We start from the raw sequence: 20,746 nt of genomic DNA, 5'->3' as shown, positions 1-20,746 counted from the left end.
TTTCAGTTGTTTTCAGGCGTCTCGTTTCCCTGAATATAACCGGAGAATTGCATGGTCGAACGGCTGATCTGATTGACGATCAGCTTGGCGTTGATACCCTGGCCTACGACGATCGTAAAGGTGAGCCGATCCGACCCGTGAGGCGATTTCACGTCCATCGTAATGATGCGGTCGCCCCGCTTGTTGCTTTGCAGGTCGTAGGTGAAATCTTTGGAAGTGAAACTCAACGGATTTTTGTTGTTTCCGAAATCGGAGGAGGTGAAAGCCTGTCCGACGTAAGGCAACCGGACGACTACCGAATCTTTGGTTACCTGCAACGTGTTCATATGCGTCAGGAAAGACGCTTGGTTCGCAGCGTTGGAAGACAGAATCTTGTTGGCGTGAAATGTGAAGGCTTTCGTGCTGATCAGTTGGTTGATGGCCTGCATGATTTTGACGTCTTCCGCCGACTGCTTTTTCTGTGCGGAAAGACCTGCGGCCCAAAACGAAAGGGCGAGTAACAGGAATAGTTTTTTCATAGCCGGTTGATTTTAAGTCGTTAAAATTAAAACAGTTTTGGATTTTGTTTTATTTCTCGTTGTAAAGTAAAACATTTTGCCGGTAAGTTGAATAAGCGGAACCCATCAAACCGTAATCGGGGTAGGTCTTCCCGTAATTCGGGTAACGTCGCTATGAAAAGAGAGTCGAAAGATCTGTCGCAGTCAGTAAAAAACGGGGGCATTTTCCGAATGCCCCCGTCGTTGTGTGGATGCGGAACCGACGGGCTATTCCCCGATTTTGGTTCCCGGCTCTTGAATGTATCCCGAAAAATTCATCGGGGAACGCGACGAACTCGTTATCGTCAGTTTGGCCATGATGCCTTTGCTGATCGTCAACATGAACGTGAACCGGTCGCTTCCGGGCGATTTCACCTCCATCGTAATGATTTTATCCTTCTTTTTGGTCACCTCTACTTTGTAGGTAAAATCCGTAGTCGTGAATTGCAGCGGATTGCCGCCCGTATTGCCGCTCGATCCTTCTTTGCCGATATAGGGTAGGGAAACGGTCAGCGAATCCTTGTTTACGGTCATGGAGTTCAATTGAGTCAGCATGGATTGGTTGCCTCCCGAGGTCAGGATTCGGTTCGCTACGAAAGTGATTGTTTTTCTACTGATAAGTTGGTTTACAGCCTGTTCTACCATCAGATCGTCGGCCGATTGTGCGAACGCCCCTGGCGCGCACAGCAACAACATGAGAGATAATGCAAAAAAACGTTTCATAAGATCGGATTTTAAATTTCTGTATTATACTGCAAGTTATAATAAATTTTGACGATTTAAAAGTAAAATCCCGGAAAAATAAAAAACTCCGGCAAGTTCGTGCCGGAGTTTTCGTAGTCGGGAAGAATAATTATGCCTGCGTCGTCTTTTTTAGGAAAAGATCTTTGACAAGAATTTTTCCGATCCCCGCACAGGCTCCCAGAAATACGAATGCGATCAGAATGACTGCCTTGCTGGTGTTCGATTTTTTCACCGGAATGGTCGCCGGTTCGATGATCGTTACGCAGGGGGTTTGCTCCTGCACCTTGATTTTGGCCGTTTCGAGTTGCTGGGCCAGTTGGTTGTAAACGCCGAAAGCCAGTTGTTGTTCGTTCTGTAAACGATCGAGTTCCACCTGTGCCGTCTGTTTGGCGATGTGTTTGTTGGCGTCGGCCGCAATCGCGTATTTGCGCTGCGCGTCGTAATATTTCTGTTTCGCCTCGTCGAAAAGGTTTCGGGTGAAGGCGAGGTCGCGCACGGCTTTTTCGGTGCGGTACGTCAGGATGTATTCCTGTAGTTTGTTGACCATCGAGTCGGCGACGGCGGCTGTCACCAACGGATCCTGCATGGTCGCCGAAGCGGTTATGACCCCCGTTTTTTTGTCGACCGAAATATTGATCCGCTCATTCTGTTTTTTCAGCACTTCGCTTTGCTGTTGGGTGAGCGCGTAGGGATTTATGCCGTTTGCTTCTTCTTCTTTTTCCGCAAAAGAAATCCATCCGATGATTTTTCCCGGTACGGCCAACAGGTACTTCCACCAGGGCGAAGATAATTGGGTGTCGACGTAATCGTAGAGCGACATCGTTGCCGGCATTTTCTTTCCCTGTACGGGAATCTGACTCAGATCCACCATAAAAGGGGTGCTGTTGACGACGTCGGGATACAGCATCAGGTTGATCCCGTCCACATTGTTGCCGCTTCCGGAACTCAGGTCGAAACCGGCCAGAGCTGCCAAATCCGCCATCCCCCCGCCTTTGGTCGCGTTGATTCCTTCGGGGGCCATTTTTACGGTCGTCGTGTACTCTTTCGGGATGCTGAATGCGATAATCAGTCCTGCGATCGCGCCGATGCCGGCGGCCTTCAGGACGAATATCCGCCGAGCCCAGATTTTTTTCATCAAATCGAGCAGGTCGATCTCTTCCGCGGTCGTACCGGATGATTGTGTTTCTTCCATAAATTAGATTGAATCGATTCCGAATGCAAATATAAGAATTATATCGGTATCCGAAATCCGCCGATTCGTTTCGAAGGTATTTTATTACCTTTGCTCCCAAAAAGGAATGACATGGTAAGTATTGGAACGACGTTGTCGCCGATCGGTAAAAAAGCGTTGCTTTGCGGGTCGGGAGAACTGGGCAAAGAGGTTGCCGTCGAACTGCAACGTTACGGGGTGGAAGTCGTGGCGCTTGATCGCTATCCGGACGCGCCGGCCATGCAGGTCGCGCACCGGTCGTACGTGGTTTCGATGCTGGACGGGGCCCGGTTGCGGGAGATCGTCGAGCGAGAGAAGCCGGATTATATCATTCCGGAGATCGAAGCCGTTGCGACCGACGTGCTGCTCGAATTGGAAAAGGAAGGCTACCGCGTGGTGCCCACCGCGCGGGCCGCGATGCTGACGATGGACCGGGAGGGGATTCGCCGGCTTGCCGCCGAGACCCTGCGGTTGCCGACTTCGCCGTATCGTTTCGCGGCGACCCGCGAAGAGTTCGCGCAGGCTGTCGGCGAGATCGGCTTTCCGTGCGTGGTCAAGCCGATCATGAGTTCGTCCGGACACGGGCAGAGCGTCGTCCGCAGCGAAGAGGATATCGATTGCGGTTGGCGCAATGCGCAGCGGGGCGGCCGGGCGGGAGCCGGGAAAGTGATCGTCGAGGGATTCGTAAAGTTCGATTACGAGATTACGCTGCTGACGGTGCGCCATTGCGGGGGAACTTCTTTTCTCGAGCCGATCGGGCACTATCAACAGGACGGCGACTACCGAGAGTCGTGGCAGCCGCAGCCGATGACGGCCGCCGTAAGGAAGCAGGCCGAAGAGATCGCCCGCCGGATTACCGACGCATTGGGCGGACGGGGCCTTTTCGGCGTGGAACTTTTCGTGCAGGGCGACCGGGTGATCTTCAGCGAAGTATCGCCCCGGCCGCACGATACGGGAATGGTAACGATGATTTCGCAGGATCTCTCCGAGTTTGCGCTGCATGTACGGGCGATCCTGGGGCTTCCCGTGCCGAATATCGCGTTTCACGGTCCGTCGGCTTCCCGTGCCGTCGTAGTCGAGGGAGATAGCAACCGGATGGAGTTTGCGAACCTCGAAAACGTGCTGTCGGAACCTGACACCCAGATGCGTATTTTCGGCAAATCCGAAATCGACGGGCGCCGGCGCATGGCGGTGTTGCTGGCGCGGGGCAAAACCGTCGAGGAAGCGCGCGAAAAAACGGCCCGTGCCTATGCCAAACTGCAAATCAACGTATTCGACAGGGAATAATTCAAAGAGAAGACGATAAAAAAGCGGCGTATCCGAAAGGATGCGCCGCTTTTCGTCGGTCGGAACCGATCAGTTGAATATAACGGTTTTATTTTTGTAGACCAGCACTTTGCGTTCGATGTGCTTTTGGACGGCCCTCGACAGGACGATCTTTTCGAGATCTTTCCCTTTGTTGACCAGATCGGCGATCGTATCCTTGTGCGTGATGCGAACGATCTCCTGTTCGATGATCGGGCCGGCGTCCAGTTCGGTAGTGACATAGTGGCTGGTCGCCCCGATGATCTTTACGCCGCGTTCGAAAGCCGCATGATACGGTTTCGCCCCGATAAACGCAGGCAGAAACGAATGGTGGATATTGATGATCCGGTTCGGGAAGGCTTCGATCATCCGTTCCGAAATGATCTGCATGTAACGCGCCAGCACGATGAAGTTGACCTGATGTTTGGCCAGCAGCTCCATTTCGGCGCGTTCCTGCTCCTCCTTGTTCTCCTTGTTGATCGGGAAAACGTAGAACGGGATATCGAAACGTCGGCCGATGTGTTCCAGTTCGGGGTGATTGCTGATAATCAGCGGGATCTCTACGTTCCACTCTCCGGCCGTGTAGCGGGCGAGCATATCGTACAGGCAGTGCGACATTTTCGAAACGAAGATCGCCATCTTCGGCTTCGTGCCCGAAAAATAGAGCCGGAAGGTCATCTGGTATTTTTGCGCATAGAGCGTATTAAAATAGTCCTCGATCTTCTCTTTCGGAATCAGAAAACCGTCCAGATCCCAGCTTATACGCATGAAAAACACGTTTTCGGCATGGTCTACGTATTGGTCGAGGTAAATGATATTGCCTTTGTTTACCGTGATAAAGTCCGTAACTTCTGCCAAAATACCCTGTTTGTCAGGGCAATACAGTAGTAGTTGGGCTGCTTCCTCTTTCATGGTCGTCTTCTCTTCGTTGATTTAGCGTCCAAAATTAGCGATTTTTTCATGAAATCCGGCATTGTCGGGCCGAATTACCGCGGGTCGTACGCTTTCCCGCAAAAATTTTGTAGTTTTGGTTCCGGATTGGCTAAATTATTGTTAGTTAAGGAGCACCTGTTTCCGCCGTATAAGATGTTTAAAAAGATTATAAAATATACGTTCCGTGTCGTTTTATGCGGACTGGTTCTGCTGATCGTCCTGCCTTTTCTGCTTTATATTCCCGGCATCCAGAATTTTATCCGTCGGCAGGCCGAGTCTTACGTGGCCCGGAATACCGAAATGCGCCTGTCCGTACGCCAGATACGCCTGTCGTTTCCGCTGCGGCTGGTCGTCGACGACGTGATGGTGTCTACCCCGGTGTTGGATACGATGGCCTACTGTACCCGGCTCGAGGCGGACGTCGCCCTGTGGCCGTTGCTGCGCGGCGAAGTCGTCGTACATCGTTTCGGGTTCGACGGGACGACGGTGAATTATGCCGATTCGCTGGCGCAGTTCGGTCTGTACGCCCGTGTCGGGCATTTCAGTCTGGCTGCCGACCGGATCGATCTGAAAGGCTCCGTAGCGGATATCTCCGGAATCGAATTGGAAAAAGGAACCGTCCGGCTGTCGATCGGAGAGGGCCCGTCGGATACCTCGGCGACGGCTGAAGGAAAGCCGGTTGCCTGGAAAATACGGGTAAGTAAACTCGCGCTGGACGACATCGCTTTTTCGATGGAAACGAAGCCCCGCATTACCGAACTCGACGTATTGCTGAAACAGGGAAATCTGGCCGACTGCCTGGTGGATTTGTCGCGGCAGCAGGTGGCTGTAACGGAAATCGTATTGGACGGGGGGAGTTATTCCTTTCTGACCGATACGACGAAAATCGCGGCGGTGCAGGACACCGTCCGCACGGCCGCGACAGATTCGGTTACGGAACCGTGGACGATCGCGGTGAACCGGTTGCGGTTATCCGACAATGCCGTGACGTACGGCGCCTTGCAGGGTGCGCCGAAAGAAGGCCTGGATTTCGACCACCTTGTCTTGACGCAGTTGAATCTGTCGGCCGACTCGATTTATAACCGGGGCGCTGCGGTACGGATCGGGATCGGCCGTTTTTCGGCCGTCGAACGGAGCGGATTGCAGGTAGCCGATTTGAGCGGCGCTTTTTCGATGGACAGCACGCAGGTCGCTCTGTCGGATTTCAGCTTGACGACCGGACAGTCGTCGTTGCATGTCGATCTGCGGGCCGACGCTTCGGCGCTGGCGCTCGCTCCGGACGCGCGCGTAAACCTGCGGTTGGAGGCAAAGGTGGCGTTGCGCGAGTTACAGGCGGTCTTGCCCGTTGCGGATAAGAATATACGACAGATGTTGTCGACGCGTTCGCTCGAACTGTCCGGCGATTTCGCGGGAACCCTCGGACGCTTGCGCGCAGACAGCCGGATCGCGGTTCCCGGGAACGTGCTGCTTACCCTGAATGCCGACGTCGCTTCGGCGACCGATCCGTCCCGCATCGAAGGGCTGTGCCGTTTCAAGGGAAGTTTCAGCCGACTGGAGTTTCTGACGGATCTGCTGCCCGACACCGCGCTGCGCCGCCGGCTCCGGATTCCGGAACAGATGGCGCTGGAAGGTTCGCTGCGGATGCGGCAGGGAACGTTTTATCCGGTAGCGGCGTTTGCGGTAGGTTCGGGAACGGCGACCGTAAAGGGGGAATTCAACGGTAAAAAGCAGCTTTATAACGCAGAACTGATCTGCGACAGTTTCCCGGTCGACCGTTTTCTGCCGAACGATTCGCTGGGCGTACTGACGATGCGGGTGGCGGCCGACGGTTCGGGTTTCGATCCGTTGCATACATCGACCGTAGCCGAAGCCGCCGTGCGGATCGACCGTTTTATTTACCGAAGTTACGATTACGGCGGCATCGCGCTGGATGCTTCGCTGCGGGATCACCGTTTGATAGGCCGTCTGACCGGCGAGAGCGAGGCGCTGAAATTCGGACTGGATATCGAAGGCCTGCTGACGCAGACGCAGCAGGCCGTAACGGTGCGGGGTACGGTCGATACCTGCAACCTGTACCGGATGAACCTTTCGCCGGAAAAGACGGCGATATCCGTGGCCCTCGATCTGGCCGTTTCGTCCGATTCGGCCCGGACGCGCAGGGTCGAAGCGACCGCCGACCAAATCGTGCTGTGGGACAAATGGCGCGAAAACCGTATTCGCAAAACGTCGGTTTCGGCGGAAATAGCTGCCGAAAAGGTAGCGGCGGCGGTGCAGTCGGGCGATTTCCGGCTCGATTTCGCAGCTCCGGTTCCGGTCGATTCGCTGGCGGAGCAGGCGGGGCGTGCGGTTGCGTTGATTTCGGAGCAGCTTCGGCTGGGGAGTCTCGATATGGAGCTGGTCGCACGGCAACTGCCGCCGTTCCGGCTGACCGGCAGCGCCGGCGCGAACAATGTCGTGAACGGCTTTTTGAAGATGCGGGGCATGAGTTTTTCCGGGATGTCGCTGAACGTCGCGTCCGGCGACAGCACGCCGTTTACGACCCGGCTGCGCGTCGACCGGTTCGCGTCGGGCGATCTGCTGCTGGATACGCTGACGTTCGGCGTGATGCAGCGGGGACGGCAGTTAAATTACCTGCTGCGGATGGCGAACAATCCCGGACGGATGGACGACGCGGCGATGATCGCCGTTTACGGCAATATTCTGGATAACGTGGCGCTGGTAAAATTCCTGCAGAAAAATAGGGAGGGGAAAAGCGGGTTCGATTTCGGGCTGAAGGCGTCGCTCGAAGACAGTACGATCGCCGTGCGGATGCTCGAAAATCCGGTGCTCGGTTTCAACCGTTGGCAGGTCAATCCGGACAATTACATCGCTTACCGGCTGAACCGGGAACTGTTCGCCGATTTTTCGCTGACGCGCGACGGACAGCAGTTCGCCGTTCGGTCGGATGCCGGAGCGGAGCCGGGGGCCGTAACGTTGCATGTCGCCGGGATCGACATCGCATCGACGCTGAAACTGTTCCTCGGGGCCCCTCCCTTCAGCGGGACGTTCGGAGCGGATCTGTCGCTGCGCGTCGGCGGCGGTGCGGTCGGAGCGAACGGCTCCGTTTCGCTGGCCGAATTGGGGTATGAAAACCAACGGATCGGAAACGCCGAGCTGGCCTTCCGTTACGGACAGGGAGAACAGCGACAGCAGCAACTCTCCGCGAAACTCTCGTTGGACGGCGCCGAAGCGCTGAGCGTGGACGGCGTGTACCGCGGCGGGGATACGGAGAATCCGCTCGGACTGACCGTGTCGATTCCCGGCCTGCCGCTCGCTCCGGCCAATGCGTTCCTGCCGCCAGACGCCGTGCGTCTTTCCGGTGCGCTGCAAGGCAAACTGACCCTGGCCGGAACTTCCGCAAAACCCAAGATCGACGGGGCGCTTCACTTCGCCGGAACACAGGTGCAGGTGCCTATGATCGGTACGACTTTCGGGTTGGGAACGGAAAAAATTGTGATCGACAGCAGCCGGGTGCGTTTTACGGGTTACCGGATCATCGCCCCGAATAAAAAACCGCTGACGATCGACGGCGAAGTGGACATTGCGGATTTCGCCGACATTACGACGGATTTGCGGATCGCCGCGACCGATTTCCAGTTTATCAGCGTCGCGAAGAACAGAGGGTCGATGGTATACGGGCAGGGTTATATGGATATGGAGGCCACGGTGAAAGGGGAAATCGACGACCTGATGATCCGGGGCAGCGTCGACCTGCTGCGCGGAACGGAGGTCAATTACGTCATGCAGGATGCGCCGCCCGAACTGAAAAACCGCGCCCAGAACATGGTTACGTTCGTTTCGTTCAGCGATACCGTGTCTCAACGGCAGGACAGGCCGGTGCCCGTGCTCGATATCGCCGGAATGGACGTCCTGATGAATGTCAATGTCGACAATTCGGTGCGGATGGCCGTCAACCTTTCGGCGGACGGGGAGAATCGTGTCGACCTGCAGGGAGGCGGAAACCTGACCTATTCGATGAACCGTCTCGGCGACAGCCGTTTTTCGGGGAAATACGTAGTGACCGGCGGAACCGTCCGTTACAATCCGCCCGTGATCTCCCAGAAAATTTTCAAGATTACGCAGGGCAGTTACGTCGAGTGGATCGGCCAGATCGCCGACCCGACATTGAACATCACGGCCGTCGAAACGGTACGCACCAGCGTTACGGCCGACGACGGACAGGGTTCCAGTCGTCCGGTCAATTTCAACATCAGCATCAATATCCGCAATACGCTCGAAAACCTTTCCGTGACGTTCGACCTGTCGGCTCCGGAAGACCTGACGATCCAGAACCAGCTTTCGTCGCTGACCGCCGAACAACGGGCTACGCAGGCGATGAGTCTGTTGGTGTACAATACGTATTCCGGCCCCGGCACGACGGCTAAGGTCAATTCGGCGAATCCGCTGAATTCGTTCATCGAAAAGGAACTGAACCAGTGGGCCTCGAACAGCCTGAAGGGAGTCGACCTGAGTTTCGGAATCGATACCTACGACGACGCGGCCTCCGGCGGCGTCAATTCCCGGACGGATTACTCGTACCAGCTTTCGAAAAGTCTGTTCAACAACCGCGTGAAGGCGGTGATCGGCGGCAAGTTCAGCACCGACGCCGATCCGACCGAGAACCTGAAAGAGAACCTGATCGACGACGTGGCGCTGGAGTACCAGTTGACCAAACGCGACAACATGTTCCTGAAAATATTCAGGCATACCGGGTACGAAAGTATTCTGGAAGGCGAGATCACCGAAACCGGCGTGGGCTTTGTCATCCGAAAGAAGATGCTCAAACTCGGCGACCTGTTCCGCATCATGCGCAATAAAGTTCAGCCGCAAACCCCTCCAAAACAGTCGCCCCATGAATAGAATCGTTCGTTACGGAATCATCGGGATCGCCGTCGCGCTTTCGGCCGCCGGTTGTTCGACGACCAGTCGGCTGGGGCAGGACGAGGTGTTGTACACCGGCGTCAAGAAGATAGCGATCCGTCCCGATTCGGGCGTAGAGCTCTCTTCGACCGTAGAATCGGCCATTAAAGCTCCGCTTTCGGTAAAACCGAACAATCCGTTATACTCCCCGTATATACGCACTCCGCTCCCGGTCGGTTTATGGGCTTACAACCATCTTTACACGCCCAAAGAGAAGGGGTTTAAATATTGGCTGTACCGGAAGCTCTCGAAACAGCCTGTGCTGGTTTCGAAAGTGCAGCCCGAAATCCGGACGAAATATGTCGACGACGTGCTGGGCAATTACGGCTATTTCGATGCGGACGCGGGTTACGAACTGCTGCCGCGCCGTAATCCGAAAAAGGCGAAAATCAGCTATTCGATCCGGGTCGGACAGCCTTCGGTCTACATGGAAATTCGCTATCCGCAGGTACAGGAAGGGATGGCTCGTTTGGTCGACAGCCTCGAAAGCACCTCGCTGCTACGCGTGGGCGCGCAGTACAATACCGATACGCTGTCGGCCGAACGAACCCGGATTACGAACGTGTTGCGAAATCGTGGTTATTATTATTTCCGACCGGAATACATCGATTATCAAGCCGATACGACGCAACAGAAAAACCGCGTCGATCTGCGGATGAGGCTGACTCCCGGGATTCCGGCCCCGGCGCTGGTTCCGTACCGGGTGGGACGCATCACCGTATCGCTGCAAAATATCCGCGGCGGAGCGCCCGACACGCTGCACTTGCCCGGCCAGACGGTCGTTTACCAGAAACCGCTGAAGATCCGGCCGAAGTTGCTGGCGAAATCCATTACGATGAAAACGGGCGACCTGTTTACGGTGAACGCTCAGAATACGACGTTGTCCAACCTGAATAAACTCGGCATTTTCCGTTCGGTGAACCTCGGCGTCACGCCGCTGGACTCGCTGGACGGCAAAGATACGCTGAACGTCTATTTGTCTGCCGGATTCGATTATCCGCTCGAAGCGGAACTGGAGATGAACGTCACTTCGAAGTCGAACAGCTTCCTGGGCCCGGGACTGGCCTTCAAAGTCAGCAACAACAACCTGTTCCGGGGCGGCGAGATACTCTCGTTGCGGCTGAACGGCAACTACGAATGGGAAACCGGCAATAAAAACTCGGGCGGCGCCAAAACGTCGTTGCTCAATTCGTACGAATTCGGCCTGAACGCTACGCTGAATGTGCAACGGTTGCTGCTGCCGCGGTTTATCACCAAAGGCAGCCGCTATCCGTCCAGTACATCTTTCCAGTTGGGCGTCGATTTGATGAACCGGCCGAAGTTCTTCCAGTTGATCTCTTTCAGCGGGTCGATAGGTTATAATTTCCAGACTTCGCCGTACAGCTACCACTCCCTTTCGCTGCTGAAGCTCTCGTACAACAACCTGCTCCATACGACCGAATCGTTCGACCAGACGATGGACGAGAACCCGGCCATCGCATTGAGTTTCAGAGATCAGTTTATTCCGGCGATGAGCTATTCCTACACGTACGACCGGACGTACCGGCGCAACCGTTTTTTCTGGCAGAACACCGTCACCTCGGCGGGCAACCTGCTGTACGCGATTTGGGAAGCCTGCGGTCAGCACGGAACCAAACGGCTGTTCAATAACCAGTTCTCGCAGTTTATCAAAGATGTGAACGAGGTGAAGTTTTACCAGAAGCTCGGCGATAAGAACAACTGGCTCGCTTACCGTTTTCTGGTCGGAGCCGGGTATGCCTACGGCAATTCGAGCGTCATGCCGTACAGCGAACAATTTTATATCGGCGGGGCCAACAGCATCCGGGCGTTTACGATCCGTTCGATCGGCCCCGGCAGTTATCATCCGGCCCAGAACGACCGCAACAGTTATCTCGACCAGACCGGCGATTTCAAGCTGGAAGCCAATGTGGAATTCCGTTTCGGGATTATGGGGCGGCTGGGCGGAGCCGTATTTCTGGATGCCGGGAATATCTGGCTGCTCAAAAACGATCCGAACCGTCCGGGCGGCGTGCTCAAATGGCGCGGTTTCTTCAACGAGATCGCGCTCGGAACCGGGTTCGGGCTCCGTTACGACATCAGCTACCTGGTATTGCGCGCCGATCTCGGCATTGCGCTGCACACCCCTTATCCGAATCCCGACAAGCCGGGGTATTACAACATTTCGAAATTCAAGGACGGACTCGGATTCCACGTGGCGATCGGGTATCCGTTCTGATCCGGAAGGCTGTTTTTCGCCGGATCGTTAGGATAGCTCTCTGCAAAAGGCTACTTTTGCAGGATAAATCTGATTTTCATGGATACCAAACTGGTTATATTCGACCTTGACGGGACGCTGCTCGATACGATCGACGATCTGGCTGCCGCTACGAACCATGCGCTGCAACAGAACGGCTATCCGGCGCATGAACGTTCGGCATACCGTTATTTCGTCGGCAACGGCATTACCCGGCTGGTCGAACGCGCCCTGCCCGAAGCGGCGCGAGACGAAGAGACCGTCATGCGGGTGCGGCGGGATTTCGTGGACTATTACTCGGAACACAATACCGATCGTACCCGGCCCTATCCGGGGATCGAATCGCTGGTGGGGAAAATCGCGGAACGGGGCGTCCGTATGGCCGTCGCGTCGAACAAATATCAGGCGGCCACCGCCAAACTGATCGACCGTTATTTCCCGGCGGGTACGTTTTGCGTCGTGCTTGGCCAACGGGAAGGAATCGAGCCGAAACCCGACCCGACCATCGTGTTCGACATTCTTTGCGAAACGGGCTGCAAAAAAACGGAAACCCTTTATGTGGGCGATTCCAAAGTCGATATGTTGACCGCGGCCAACAGCGGACTGCGTTCGGTCGGCGTTACGTGGGGATTCCGTCCGCGCGCGGAACTTGAGGAACACGGCGCGAAATACATCATCGACGAGCCGGATCGGTTGCTCGAAATCCTTTAGAACAGTGTTTCCGCTGCGTCGAAAACAGTGCCTATTACGCCCGTGGCATTTGCAGCGTTGGATGCACTGACGGAGCACGTGTTCGCCCGTACGGAGATCGCGCACCTGTACGAACGGGTAAAACGATCGGCCGCGCGAACAAAAGTTCCGTCGCACGGCTGATCGTTCGCTTCCCGGATCGTTTATTTTTCGAGTGTTTCCAGCAGGCGTTCGATCGCTTGCTCCGGCGTATTCGTCTCGCCGAGCAGCGAAACGAATTTACTGCCGATAATGGCGCCGGACGCATGGTCGTAAGCGGCTTGCAGCGTCGCACGGTTCGAAATTCCGAATCCGATCATCCGCGGGTTACGCAGCCGCATTGCGTCGATCCGGCGGAAATAATCCTGTTTCCGGGCGTCGAAGTCCTGTTGCGCTCCGGTCGTGGCGCTCGATGAAACCATGTAGATGAAGCCGTCCGTATTGCTGTCGATCAGCCGGATACGTTCGTCGCTGGTCTCCGGTGTGATCAACATGATCACTTTGAGGCCGTAGCGTTCGGCGATGCTGCGGTAATGCTGCTGATACTCCTGGAACGGCAGGTCGGGGATGATGCATCCGTCGATGCCGCATTCGACGCATTTCCGGCAAAAGTTTTCGAACCCGAACCGAAGCACCGGGTTCAGATAACCCATCAGGATCAACGGGATTTCGACGGTTTTCCGGATGTCCGAAAGCTGCCCGAACAATCGTTTCAGGCTCATGCCGTTCCGAAGAGCCTGCGTGGCTGCGTGCTGGATCACTTCTCCGTCGGCCATCGGATCGCTGAACGGGATGCCGATTTCGATCAGGTCGATTCCCCTGTTTTCGAGGGCGCGGATAATCCCGGCGGTGCTGTCGGCGGTAGGGTAGCCGGCGCAAAAATAGACGGATAACAGTTTTTTATCCGCATGGCTGAAAAGTCGATTGATTCTGTTCATGTTTTCTTATTTTTTACATTTCATATCCTGAATAAATCGCGTTATTTTTTCGACGTCTTTGATACCCGGAGCCTGTTCGAATCGGCTGTTTAGGTCGTATCCGACCAGCCGGTCGTGACGGAACGCCTTCAAAGCCCGGACGTGTTCCGGGCCGATGCCGCCGCTGAGCAGGAACGGCGTTTGGCCGCGGTAAGCGTCGAGTACCGTCCAGTCGAAAGTTTTTCCGGAACCGCCGTAGGCCGGGGTTTTCGTATCGAAAAGGAAGTAGGAACAGGCGGCTTCGTAAGCGGCGGTCGCTTCGAGGTCGCCCGCCGTCCCGATCCGGAACGCTTTGATAACACGGAGTCCCCGATCTTGCAGTCGGAGGCAGTCGTCGGGCGATTCCGAACCGTGCAGTTGCAGGTAATTCAGTCCGAACTCCTTTGCGCGTACCTGAATATTTTCCACGGGCTCGTCAACGAAAACTCCGACCCGCCGGGCGTATTCCGGCATGAATGCGGGCAGGCTTTCCACCCGACGCGGCGACGGGGGATAAAAAACGAATCCCATCCAGTCGGCCCCGCTTAGGTCGATCCGCCGGATATTTTCCGGATCGCGCATTCCGCACACCTTAAAGATCATGGTTTTATAGATTTAAAGTTTTAATAAATGTGTCGAGTCCGTATCCGGGGTCGGCAGTTTTCATGAAATTCTCGCCGATCAGGAAGCCCCGGAAACCCGCTTCGCGCAGTTTCTTCACGGTTTCCGGATCCGAAATTCCGCTTTCGGACACCAACAGCCGGTCTTGCGGTAGCTGTCCTGCCAGCCGGAACGAGTTCCCGACGCGAGTGTCGAACGTACCTAAATTGCGGTTGTTGACGCCGATCATATCGACTTCGTCCGAGATGTAATCCAGCTCCTTTTCGCTGTGTATCTCAAGTAATACTTCCAGTCCTAGCCGATGCGCTGTCGCCGCCAGTTCCCGGCAACGGGCGAGCGGTAGCGCCGCTGCGATCAGCAATACCGCGTCGGCCCCGATCGCCCGGCTCTCGTAAAGCTGAAATTCGTCGATCGTAAAATCCTTACGCAGAATCGGAATGTCGATCTGCGGACGGGCTGCGATCAGGTCTTCGGCCGAACCTCCGAAATAGGGCGTATCGGTTAGGATCGACAGGGCGGCGGCTCCGTTGGCCTGGTAATCGGACGCGACCGTGCGGACATCGGCCTCCCGGTTAATCCATCCTTTCGACGGGGACCGCCGTTTGAATTCGGCGATGATGCCCGAGGTCGATGCCGCGAGCGCTTCGCGCATCGACCTGTGCGAACGGTTCTCGTCTATTTTACGTTCCAATGCGCTCCGGTCGGCCGTCCGTTTGAGTTGTTCCACGGCAATCCGTTTGGCTGCAATAATCTCCTGTAAGATGTCTTTCATCGTATTAGCTGTTCAGTTCGACGAATTTTTCGAATGTATGCAGGGCTTTTCCCGCCGCGAGCGACTCGCGGGCTTCGGCTATGCAGGTATCGATCGACTTTTCGGGACGCATTACCCGGATCGCGAAGGCCGCGTTTGCAATTACGCAATTGGACTGCGCCGGCGTAGCCGTGCCCTGTAATACCCGATCGAAAATGGCGGCGGCTTCTTCCGGAGTGTCGCCGCCGTACAGGTCGGCTTCCCGACAGCGAGCGAATCCGAGTTCTTCGGGCGAATAGAGCTTTTCGCTGTCCGGCATGGCCACTTTGAAATCCGACGTCAGCGAAATCTCGTCGTATCCGTCGAGGCTGTGCACGACGGCGAATTGCGTCCCGCTCTCCTGATACGTGTAATTGTACAGGCGCAGCAACGGCAGGTTGTAGACTCCGAGCAACTGGTATGTCGGCATCACCGGGTTGACTAACGGGCCCAGCATGTTGAAAAAGGTGCGAACGCCGAGCGCCTTGCGGATCGGGGCGACGGCTTTCAGCGCCCGATTGAACAGCGGGGCGTGCAGGTAAGCGATGTTGCACCGTTCGAGCGACCGACGCAGGGAATCGTTATCGGCCGTAAATTTCACGCCGTGCTGTTCCATCACGTTGCTCGCTCCGCTGACCGATGTCGCGCCGTAATTGCCGTGTTTGACGACCGGATAGCCGGCTCCCGCCACGACGAAACAGGCGCAGGTCGAAACGTTGAACGTATTCTTGCCGTCGCCGCCGGTTCCGACGATGTCGATCGGCCCGAATTCGTTCAGGTCGACCGGAATCCGCATTTCCAGCAACGCTTCGCGGAATCCGATCAGTTCCTCGACCGAAATACTGCGCATTAGAAATACCGTAATCAACGAGGCGATCTGCGCGTCGTTGTATTTGCCCTGCGTGATTCCCTGCAGGATCTCCCGCGCTTCTTTTCGTCCCAGATATTGGTGTTCGAAAAGTTTATATAGGATCTCTTTCATGGCTTTATATCAGATGATTAATTACGAATGAAATTTTCGATGATCGCACAGCCCCGCGGCGTAAGCACCGATTCGGGGTGAAACTGCACGCCGTGCACGTCGTAGCGTGTGTGGCGCAATCCCATGATCCGTCCGTCGGCGTCTTCGGCCGTCACTTCGAGACAGTCCGGCAGCGTGTCGCGTCGTACGACCCACGAGTGGTAGCGTCCTACCTGCATTTCCGATTCCAGTCCGTCGAAGATATAATCGGCGGCCAGCAGCCTGATCGGGGTCTGCACTCCGTGATAGACGTTTTCGAGGTTTTCGAGCGTCCCGCCGAATGCCTGGCCGATCGCCTGCTCGCCGAGGCAGACCCCGAGGATGCTTTTTTCGGCGGCATAACGTTCGATCAGCGGCAGCAGGATGCCGGCCTCCTGCGGAATGCCGGGTCCCGGCGATAGGATGATCTTGTCGAATCGCGCGACCTCATCGAGCGTAATCCGGTCGTTGCGGAAAACCTCCGTGTCCGCGCCGAACTCTTTCAGGATATGCAACAGGTTGTAAGTAAACGAGTCGTAATTGTCGAACAAAAGTATTTTCATGACATTAGTTTTTAAGGTTGACGGCGATATCGATCGCATTTTTCAGCGCGCGGAGTTTGTTATTCACCTCCTGCAGCTCGTTTTCCGGGATACTCTGTGCGACGATCCCGGCTCCGGCCTGATACCATAGTTCGTTGTTGCGGCTGACCAACGTGCGGATCGTGATCGCCTGGTTCAAGTTGCCGTCCAGTCCGATAAATCCGATGCAGCCGCCGTAGGCGCCCCGGCTGTGCGGTTCGATCTCGGAGATCAACTGCATGGCGCGGACTTTCGGCGCGCCGCTCAGCGTGCCGGCGGGGAAGGTGTCGACGAATGTTTGAACCGGGTTGCTGTCCGGTTCGATCACGCCGCTGACGCGCGAAACCAGATGGATCACGTGGCTGTAATATTGCGGCTCCTTATAGAAATCTACTTTCACGTTTACGGCGTTGCGGCTCAGGTCGTTGCGGGCGAGATCGACGAGCATCACGTGTTCGGCGTTCTCCTTCGGATCCCGCAGCAGCGCGTCGGCCAGTTGCTTGTCTTTCAGCGCGTCGCCGGTGCGCCGGGTCGTACCGGCGATCGGATCGATACTGGCGCGGCCGTTCTGCACTTTGCAGTGGGTTTCCGGCGACGATCCGAAAATGCGAAACCCTCCGAAATTGAAATAGAAAAGGTAGGGCGACGGGTTGACGCTGCGCAGCGCGCGGTAGACTTTGAAGTCGTCCCCGGCATACGGCTGCACGAATCGCCGCGACAGTACGATCTGGAAAACGTCTCCGCGGCGGCAGTGGGCGACTCCCCTACGAACGAATTCCCGGTATTGCTCGTCGGTGATCGTGCTGTATTCTTTCCCTCGCAACGAGAAGTCGTAGGAAGCGAAATTGCGGTTGCCGATCACGCTTTCGATTTCGTGCAGACGCGTATTTTCGCCGTCCGAGAGTAGCTCGATCAACGTCAATTCATTCTTGAAATGATTGAATACTAATAAGTATTTATAAAGGATATACATTATGTCCGGCGCATCGTTCTGCGCGTCGTGGCTTTCGATCACCGGGATCTTCTCGAAGTATTTGACGGCGTCGAATGCCGTGTATCCGAACAGGCCGCAGCGTTCGGCCTGTTCGCCTTCGATCCGGAATTTTTTCAGGAATGCGTTCAGCGCGTCGGTCACGGAGAACGATTCGCCGACCGGCTCGCGGAATACCGTGCGGTCGGGGAAAGACATCGTACAAACATCGCCGTTCACGTCGAAGCTGGCCAGCGGACACAGCGCGATATAAGAGAGCGAATTTTCGCCGGCATGGAAATCGGAACTCTCCAGCAGGGCCGACTGCGGATAGATGTCGCGGACTTTCAGGTAGATGCTTACCGGCGTATGCAGATCCCCCAGAACCTGCTTGCAGGCGGTTTTATAACGAAATATTTTCATCGTTTTTCATTTGTTTGATATAGGTTTCGATATCTTTGTCGCCCCGGCCGGATACGGTCAACACGACGACGTCTTCCGGTTTGAAATGCATTTTCGGCAGCGCGCCCAGCGCGTGGGCCGATTCCAGGGCCGGGATGATACCTTCCAGACGCGTCAGTTCGAATGCGGCATACAGCGCTTCGTCGTCGTCGACAGCCAGCACGGTCGCCCGCTTTTGCGCGGCGAGGTTCGCGTGAACCGGACCGATGCCCGGATAATCCAATCCGGCCGAGATCGAGTAGGGCTCTTCGATCTGTCCGTCCTCGTTCTGCATGACCAGTGTTCTGGCCCCATGAATAATACCCTCTTCGCCTAAATGAATGGTTGCAGCCGACAATCCCGAGTCGACGCCTTTTCCACCGGCCTCGGCCAGTACGATCTTCACGCGCCGGTCGTCGATGTAGTGGTAAATCGTTCCGGCCGCATTGCTGCCGCCGCCGACACAGGCTATCAGGTAGTCCGGATAGTCGCGGCATTCCTGCTGCTGCAGTTGTTTGCGGATCTCCTCGCTGATGACCGATTGTAGCCGGGCCACCATATCGGGGTAAGGGTGAGGGCCGACCGTCGAGCCGATGATGTAGTGCGTGTCGGTCGGGTGACAGCACCAGTCGCGGATTGCCTCGTTCGTGGCGTCCTTCAGCGTCATGTTGCCCGAAGTGACCGGGCGCACTTCGGCGCCCAGCATTTTCATTTTCTGCACATTCGTGTGCTGACGTTCTACGTCGGTCTTGCCCATGTAGACGATGCACCGCATGTTTTTCAGCGCGCAGACCGTAGCGGTAGCCACACCGTGCTGCCCTGCGCCCGTTTCGGCGATGATACGGGTTTTGCCCATCTGTTGCGCGATCAGAATCTGTCCGATCGTATTGTTGATCTTGTGCGCTCCGGTATGGTTCAGGTCTTCGCGTTTGAGGTAGATCCTGCAGCCGTACCGTTCGGACAGGCGCCGTGCGAAATAGAGCGGGGAAGGGCGACCGACATAGTCGCGCAGCAGTTGATCGAATTCGCGGCGGAACGCTTCCGACTGCATAACGGTCAGGTAGTTGTCTTGCAGGTTTTTTACGCATCGGTAAAGAATTTCGGGAACGTAAGCCCCGCCGAACCTGCCGTAATAGCCGTTTTCGTCTACTTGAAATGTTTTCATCGGTTTCGTTTTTATGATTTTGTTTTAGTCGTCATACGGAAAGAGCCCTGTCGTAAGTACGACAGGGCTCTTTGTTATCTTTGGTTTCGTTTTGAACAGATACGCGAGTCCGCAACCTTACGACTGAGGAAGTTGTAGGATGCACCACCACCAATTATTCAAACGGAATGCTTTCATTTTCGTTTCTGTTTACGGTTCAAAGGTAGGAATAGTTTTAAAAAATCAAAAACATTTTTGTAAAAAACCGATCTATTGATACGAAAAACCGACCGATCCCTTGATTATCTCCATGATTGGCAGTATATTCGTTTCAACAATCTGATAAAACCGAAAAAATTATGAAAGTCGTCAATAATCCGGCCTTGCGGAGTGTCTTCGCCATCGTGCTGGGACTGATTCTGGTTTTGTGGCCGGCCGCCACGATCAATTATCTGGTCATCGTAATCGGCGTGCTGTTCCTGGTGCCGGGCCTGATCGCGATGATCGGTTATCTGATGCGCGATAAAGAACGTTATCCCGATGCGGCGTTCCCGATCGAAGGCGCCGGAAGCGCGCTGTTCGGGCTGTGGCTGATCGTGATGCCCGCCTTTTTCGTCAACATCCTGATGTATGTGCTCGGAGCGCTGCTGGTGATAGCCGGGATTCAGCAAATCGCATCGCTGGCTTCGGCCCGCCGGTGGACGCAGGTGCCCGGTTTCTTCTACGTGGTGCCGGTACTGATCCTGATCTGCGGAATCGTCATCCTGTTCGACCCGTTCAGCGTCGCCGAAACGGCGTTCATTCTGTTCGGCATTACCAGCATGGTTTACGGGATATCCGGTTTGATCAACGGATTCCGGTTCAGAAAGCCGAAAACGGAATAACTATCTTACGGCGCAGGAACTTCCCGTGCGTCCCCGGCGCGCCGGGTTGAAGATCATGAATCCGATCGACACCCCGATCTTGTTCGGCAGCCACTCGTGCGAGCCATTGAACGGATCGGGCTTTTCGAGTTGTACGGGACGGTGGGGATACAGGTCGATCGTGCCGTCGAGGCTATAACCGTTGTACCAGCTTAGCATGTATGACCATCCGAAATAGGCGTCCAGCAGCCAACGGTCGGCGAACTGGTATTCGAAGCCGCCGCAGATACCGATCATCATCCCGTACCCTTTGCTGTACCGGTTTTCGAGGAACCAGCCGTCCGAAAACTGCGGTTTCGACATTTTGAATCCCATCATGCCCATGTTGGCGCCGAGATACCAGCCCCGGTTGTGTTGCTTGAAATAGCGGCGGTATTCGGTCATGAGAATTCCGAATTTCATCGGCTTGTCGACACCGTGGTCGTTGACGTATTTCCAGGGAGAAAAAACGATTTCGGTCTGGAAAGTCGATTTCGGAGAAACGGTGAACTCCACGGCCGGATTGATAACGCCCACCAAGGCGTAAAGGCCGTTCAGTTTCGCGTAGATCTGGGCGTCGAGCCGCTGCGTCGGCAGCGATAACGCGAACAGGATCAAAAGAGTCTTCAGGATCGGTTTCATGCAAAGGGGCTGTTATGGATCGGATTCGT

At 55.6% G+C, this 20,746-nt stretch carries 17 protein-coding genes; 5 read left to right on the top strand and 12 right to left on the bottom strand.

Going from position 1 to position 20,746, the window contains the following annotated elements; translation table 11 throughout:
• Positions 1–2: 2 nt before the first annotated feature.
• The 3 genes from PGR91_RS11030 to PGR91_RS11020 form a co-directional block, all read right to left on the bottom strand.
• Positions 3–518 carry a DUF4251 domain-containing protein gene (locus PGR91_RS11030; RefSeq protein WP_101573273.1) on the bottom strand — a complete coding sequence of 172 codons (516 nt, stop codon included), beginning with the start codon at positions 516–518 and terminating at the stop codon, positions 3–5.
• Positions 519–764: 246 nt separating this feature from the next.
• Entirely contained in the window at positions 765–1,259 is a 495-nt protein-coding gene (locus PGR91_RS11025; RefSeq protein WP_118656898.1) for a DUF4251 domain-containing protein, read from the bottom strand.
• Positions 1,260–1,389: 130 nt separating this feature from the next.
• A complete protein-coding gene (locus PGR91_RS11020; RefSeq protein ID WP_118656896.1) occupies positions 1,390–2,472 on the bottom strand; it encodes a Wzz/FepE/Etk N-terminal domain-containing protein in 1,083 nt (360 codons plus the stop codon).
• A 111-nt stretch (positions 2,473–2,583) separates the two neighbouring features.
• On the opposite strand from PGR91_RS11020, the gene purT reads away from it, so the two are divergent.
• Entirely contained in the window at positions 2,584–3,777 is a 1,194-nt protein-coding gene (gene purT / locus PGR91_RS11015) for a formate-dependent phosphoribosylglycinamide formyltransferase (protein ID WP_101573267.1), read from the top strand.
• 69 nt (positions 3,778–3,846) lie between these two features.
• Here the strand turns inward: purT and purU are convergent, their stop codons facing one another.
• On the bottom strand, positions 3,847–4,707 hold the full coding sequence (purU, locus tag PGR91_RS11010) for a formyltetrahydrofolate deformylase (RefSeq protein WP_055205943.1): 861 nt from the start codon (positions 4,705–4,707) through the stop codon (positions 3,847–3,849).
• A 174-nt stretch (positions 4,708–4,881) separates the two neighbouring features.
• Between purU and PGR91_RS11005 the strand changes: the two genes are divergently transcribed.
• The 3 genes from PGR91_RS11005 to PGR91_RS10995 all read left to right on the top strand — a co-directional run bounded on the left by PGR91_RS11005 (position 4,882) and on the right by PGR91_RS10995 (position 12,652).
• Positions 4,882–9,627: a translocation/assembly module TamB domain-containing protein gene (locus PGR91_RS11005; protein WP_118656894.1), complete on the top strand. Its 4,746-nt coding sequence runs from the start codon at positions 4,882–4,884 to the stop codon at positions 9,625–9,627.
• Positions 9,620–11,923 carry a BamA/TamA family outer membrane protein gene (locus PGR91_RS11000; protein WP_101573263.1) on the top strand — a complete coding sequence of 768 codons (2,304 nt, stop codon included), beginning with the start codon at positions 9,620–9,622 and terminating at the stop codon, positions 11,921–11,923. The genes PGR91_RS11005 and PGR91_RS11000 overlap by 8 nt, the downstream gene beginning before the upstream one ends.
• Positions 11,924–12,001: 78 nt before the next feature.
• Complete coding sequence (locus PGR91_RS10995) at positions 12,002–12,652, top strand: HAD family hydrolase (protein ID WP_055205939.1); 651 nt, start codon at positions 12,002–12,004, stop codon at positions 12,650–12,652.
• 182 nt (positions 12,653–12,834) lie between these two features.
• Here PGR91_RS10995 and trpA read toward each other — a convergent pair whose 3' ends face one another.
• The 7 genes from trpA to trpB are packed head-to-tail and all read right to left on the bottom strand — an operon-like array spanning position 12,835 to position 19,194.
• Complete coding sequence (gene trpA, locus PGR91_RS10990) at positions 12,835–13,608, bottom strand: tryptophan synthase subunit alpha (RefSeq protein ID WP_118656892.1); 774 nt, start codon at positions 13,606–13,608, stop codon at positions 12,835–12,837.
• Between the two features lie 6 nt (positions 13,609–13,614).
• The gene (locus PGR91_RS10985; protein WP_118656890.1) at positions 13,615–14,229 is read right to left on the bottom strand and encodes a phosphoribosylanthranilate isomerase; all 615 of its coding nucleotides are present in this window, start codon (positions 14,227–14,229) and stop codon (positions 13,615–13,617) included.
• 4 nt (positions 14,230–14,233) lie between these two features.
• Complete coding sequence (gene trpC / locus PGR91_RS10980) at positions 14,234–15,019, bottom strand: indole-3-glycerol phosphate synthase TrpC (RefSeq protein ID WP_101573259.1); 786 nt, start codon at positions 15,017–15,019, stop codon at positions 14,234–14,236.
• Positions 15,020–15,023: 4 nt separating this feature from the next.
• Positions 15,024–16,019, bottom strand: a complete 996-nt coding sequence (trpD, locus tag PGR91_RS10975; RefSeq protein ID WP_055205930.1) for an anthranilate phosphoribosyltransferase — start codon at positions 16,017–16,019, stop codon at positions 15,024–15,026.
• A 17-nt stretch (positions 16,020–16,036) separates the two neighbouring features.
• The gene (locus PGR91_RS10970; protein WP_118656888.1) at positions 16,037–16,600 is read right to left on the bottom strand and encodes an anthranilate synthase component II; all 564 of its coding nucleotides are present in this window, start codon (positions 16,598–16,600) and stop codon (positions 16,037–16,039) included.
• Between the two features lie 4 nt (positions 16,601–16,604).
• Positions 16,605–18,011, bottom strand: coding sequence for an anthranilate synthase component I family protein (locus PGR91_RS10965; protein ID WP_101573257.1), 1,407 nt, complete (start codon positions 18,009–18,011; stop codon positions 16,605–16,607).
• The gene (trpB, locus tag PGR91_RS10960) at positions 17,992–19,194 is read right to left on the bottom strand and encodes a tryptophan synthase subunit beta (RefSeq protein WP_101573255.1); all 1,203 of its coding nucleotides are present in this window, start codon (positions 19,192–19,194) and stop codon (positions 17,992–17,994) included. Before trpB ends, PGR91_RS10965 begins: the two co-directional genes overlap by 20 nt.
• Positions 19,195–19,532: 338 nt before the next feature.
• Here trpB and PGR91_RS10955 point away from each other — a divergent pair, with 338 nt between their 5' ends.
• A complete protein-coding gene (locus tag PGR91_RS10955; protein ID WP_101573253.1) occupies positions 19,533–20,057 on the top strand; it encodes an HdeD family acid-resistance protein in 525 nt (174 codons plus the stop codon).
• Here PGR91_RS10955 and PGR91_RS10950 read toward each other — a convergent pair whose 3' ends face one another.
• Positions 20,058–20,717, bottom strand: coding sequence for a DUF3575 domain-containing protein (locus tag PGR91_RS10950; RefSeq protein ID WP_101573251.1), 660 nt, complete (start codon positions 20,715–20,717; stop codon positions 20,058–20,060).
• Positions 20,718–20,746: the final 29 nt, after the last annotated feature.

The sequence above is a fragment of the Candidatus Alistipes pullistercoris genome, from assembly GCF_027665465.1.
GTDB lineage: Bacteria > Bacteroidota > Bacteroidia > Bacteroidales > Rikenellaceae > Alistipes_A > Alistipes_A hominis.
The sequence above is the reverse complement of the archived record's forward strand: the minus strand, read 5'-3'. Positions and strand labels throughout refer to the sequence as shown.

Bases quoted from the DNA above. Each gene is read 5' to 3' on its own strand.
- PGR91_RS11030 (WP_101573273.1), bottom strand. From the start codon at position 518: ATGAAAAAACTATTCCTGTTACTCGCCCTTTCGTTTTGGGCCGCAGGT.
- PGR91_RS11025 (WP_118656898.1), bottom strand. From the start codon at position 1,259: ATGAAACGTTTTTTTGCATTATCTCTCATGTTGTTGCTGTGCGCGCCA.
- PGR91_RS11020 (WP_118656896.1), bottom strand. From the start codon at position 2,472: ATGGAAGAAACACAATCATCCGGTACGACCGCGGAAGAGATCGACCTG.
- purT (WP_101573267.1), top strand. From the start codon at position 2,584: ATGGTAAGTATTGGAACGACGTTGTCGCCGATCGGTAAAAAAGCGTTG.
- purU (WP_055205943.1), bottom strand. From the start codon at position 4,707: ATGAAAGAGGAAGCAGCCCAACTACTACTGTATTGCCCTGACAAACAG.
- PGR91_RS11005 (WP_118656894.1), top strand. From the start codon at position 4,882: ATGTTTAAAAAGATTATAAAATATACGTTCCGTGTCGTTTTATGCGGA.
- PGR91_RS11000 (WP_101573263.1), top strand. From the start codon at position 9,620: ATGAATAGAATCGTTCGTTACGGAATCATCGGGATCGCCGTCGCGCTT.
- PGR91_RS10995 (WP_055205939.1), top strand. From the start codon at position 12,002: ATGGATACCAAACTGGTTATATTCGACCTTGACGGGACGCTGCTCGAT.
- trpA (WP_118656892.1), bottom strand. From the start codon at position 13,608: ATGAACAGAATCAATCGACTTTTCAGCCATGCGGATAAAAAACTGTTA.
- PGR91_RS10985 (WP_118656890.1), bottom strand. From the start codon at position 14,229: ATGATCTTTAAGGTGTGCGGAATGCGCGATCCGGAAAATATCCGGCGG.
- trpC (WP_101573259.1), bottom strand. From the start codon at position 15,019: ATGAAAGACATCTTACAGGAGATTATTGCAGCCAAACGGATTGCCGTG.
- trpD (WP_055205930.1), bottom strand. From the start codon at position 16,019: ATGAAAGAGATCCTATATAAACTTTTCGAACACCAATATCTGGGACGA.
- PGR91_RS10970 (WP_118656888.1), bottom strand. From the start codon at position 16,600: ATGAAAATACTTTTGTTCGACAATTACGACTCGTTTACTTACAACCTG.
- PGR91_RS10965 (WP_101573257.1), bottom strand. From the start codon at position 18,011: ATGAAAATATTTCGTTATAAAACCGCCTGCAAGCAGGTTCTGGGGGAT.
- trpB (WP_101573255.1), bottom strand. From the start codon at position 19,194: ATGAAAACATTTCAAGTAGACGAAAACGGCTATTACGGCAGGTTCGGC.
- PGR91_RS10955 (WP_101573253.1), top strand. From the start codon at position 19,533: ATGAAAGTCGTCAATAATCCGGCCTTGCGGAGTGTCTTCGCCATCGTG.
- PGR91_RS10950 (WP_101573251.1), bottom strand. From the start codon at position 20,717: ATGAAACCGATCCTGAAGACTCTTTTGATCCTGTTCGCGTTATCGCTG.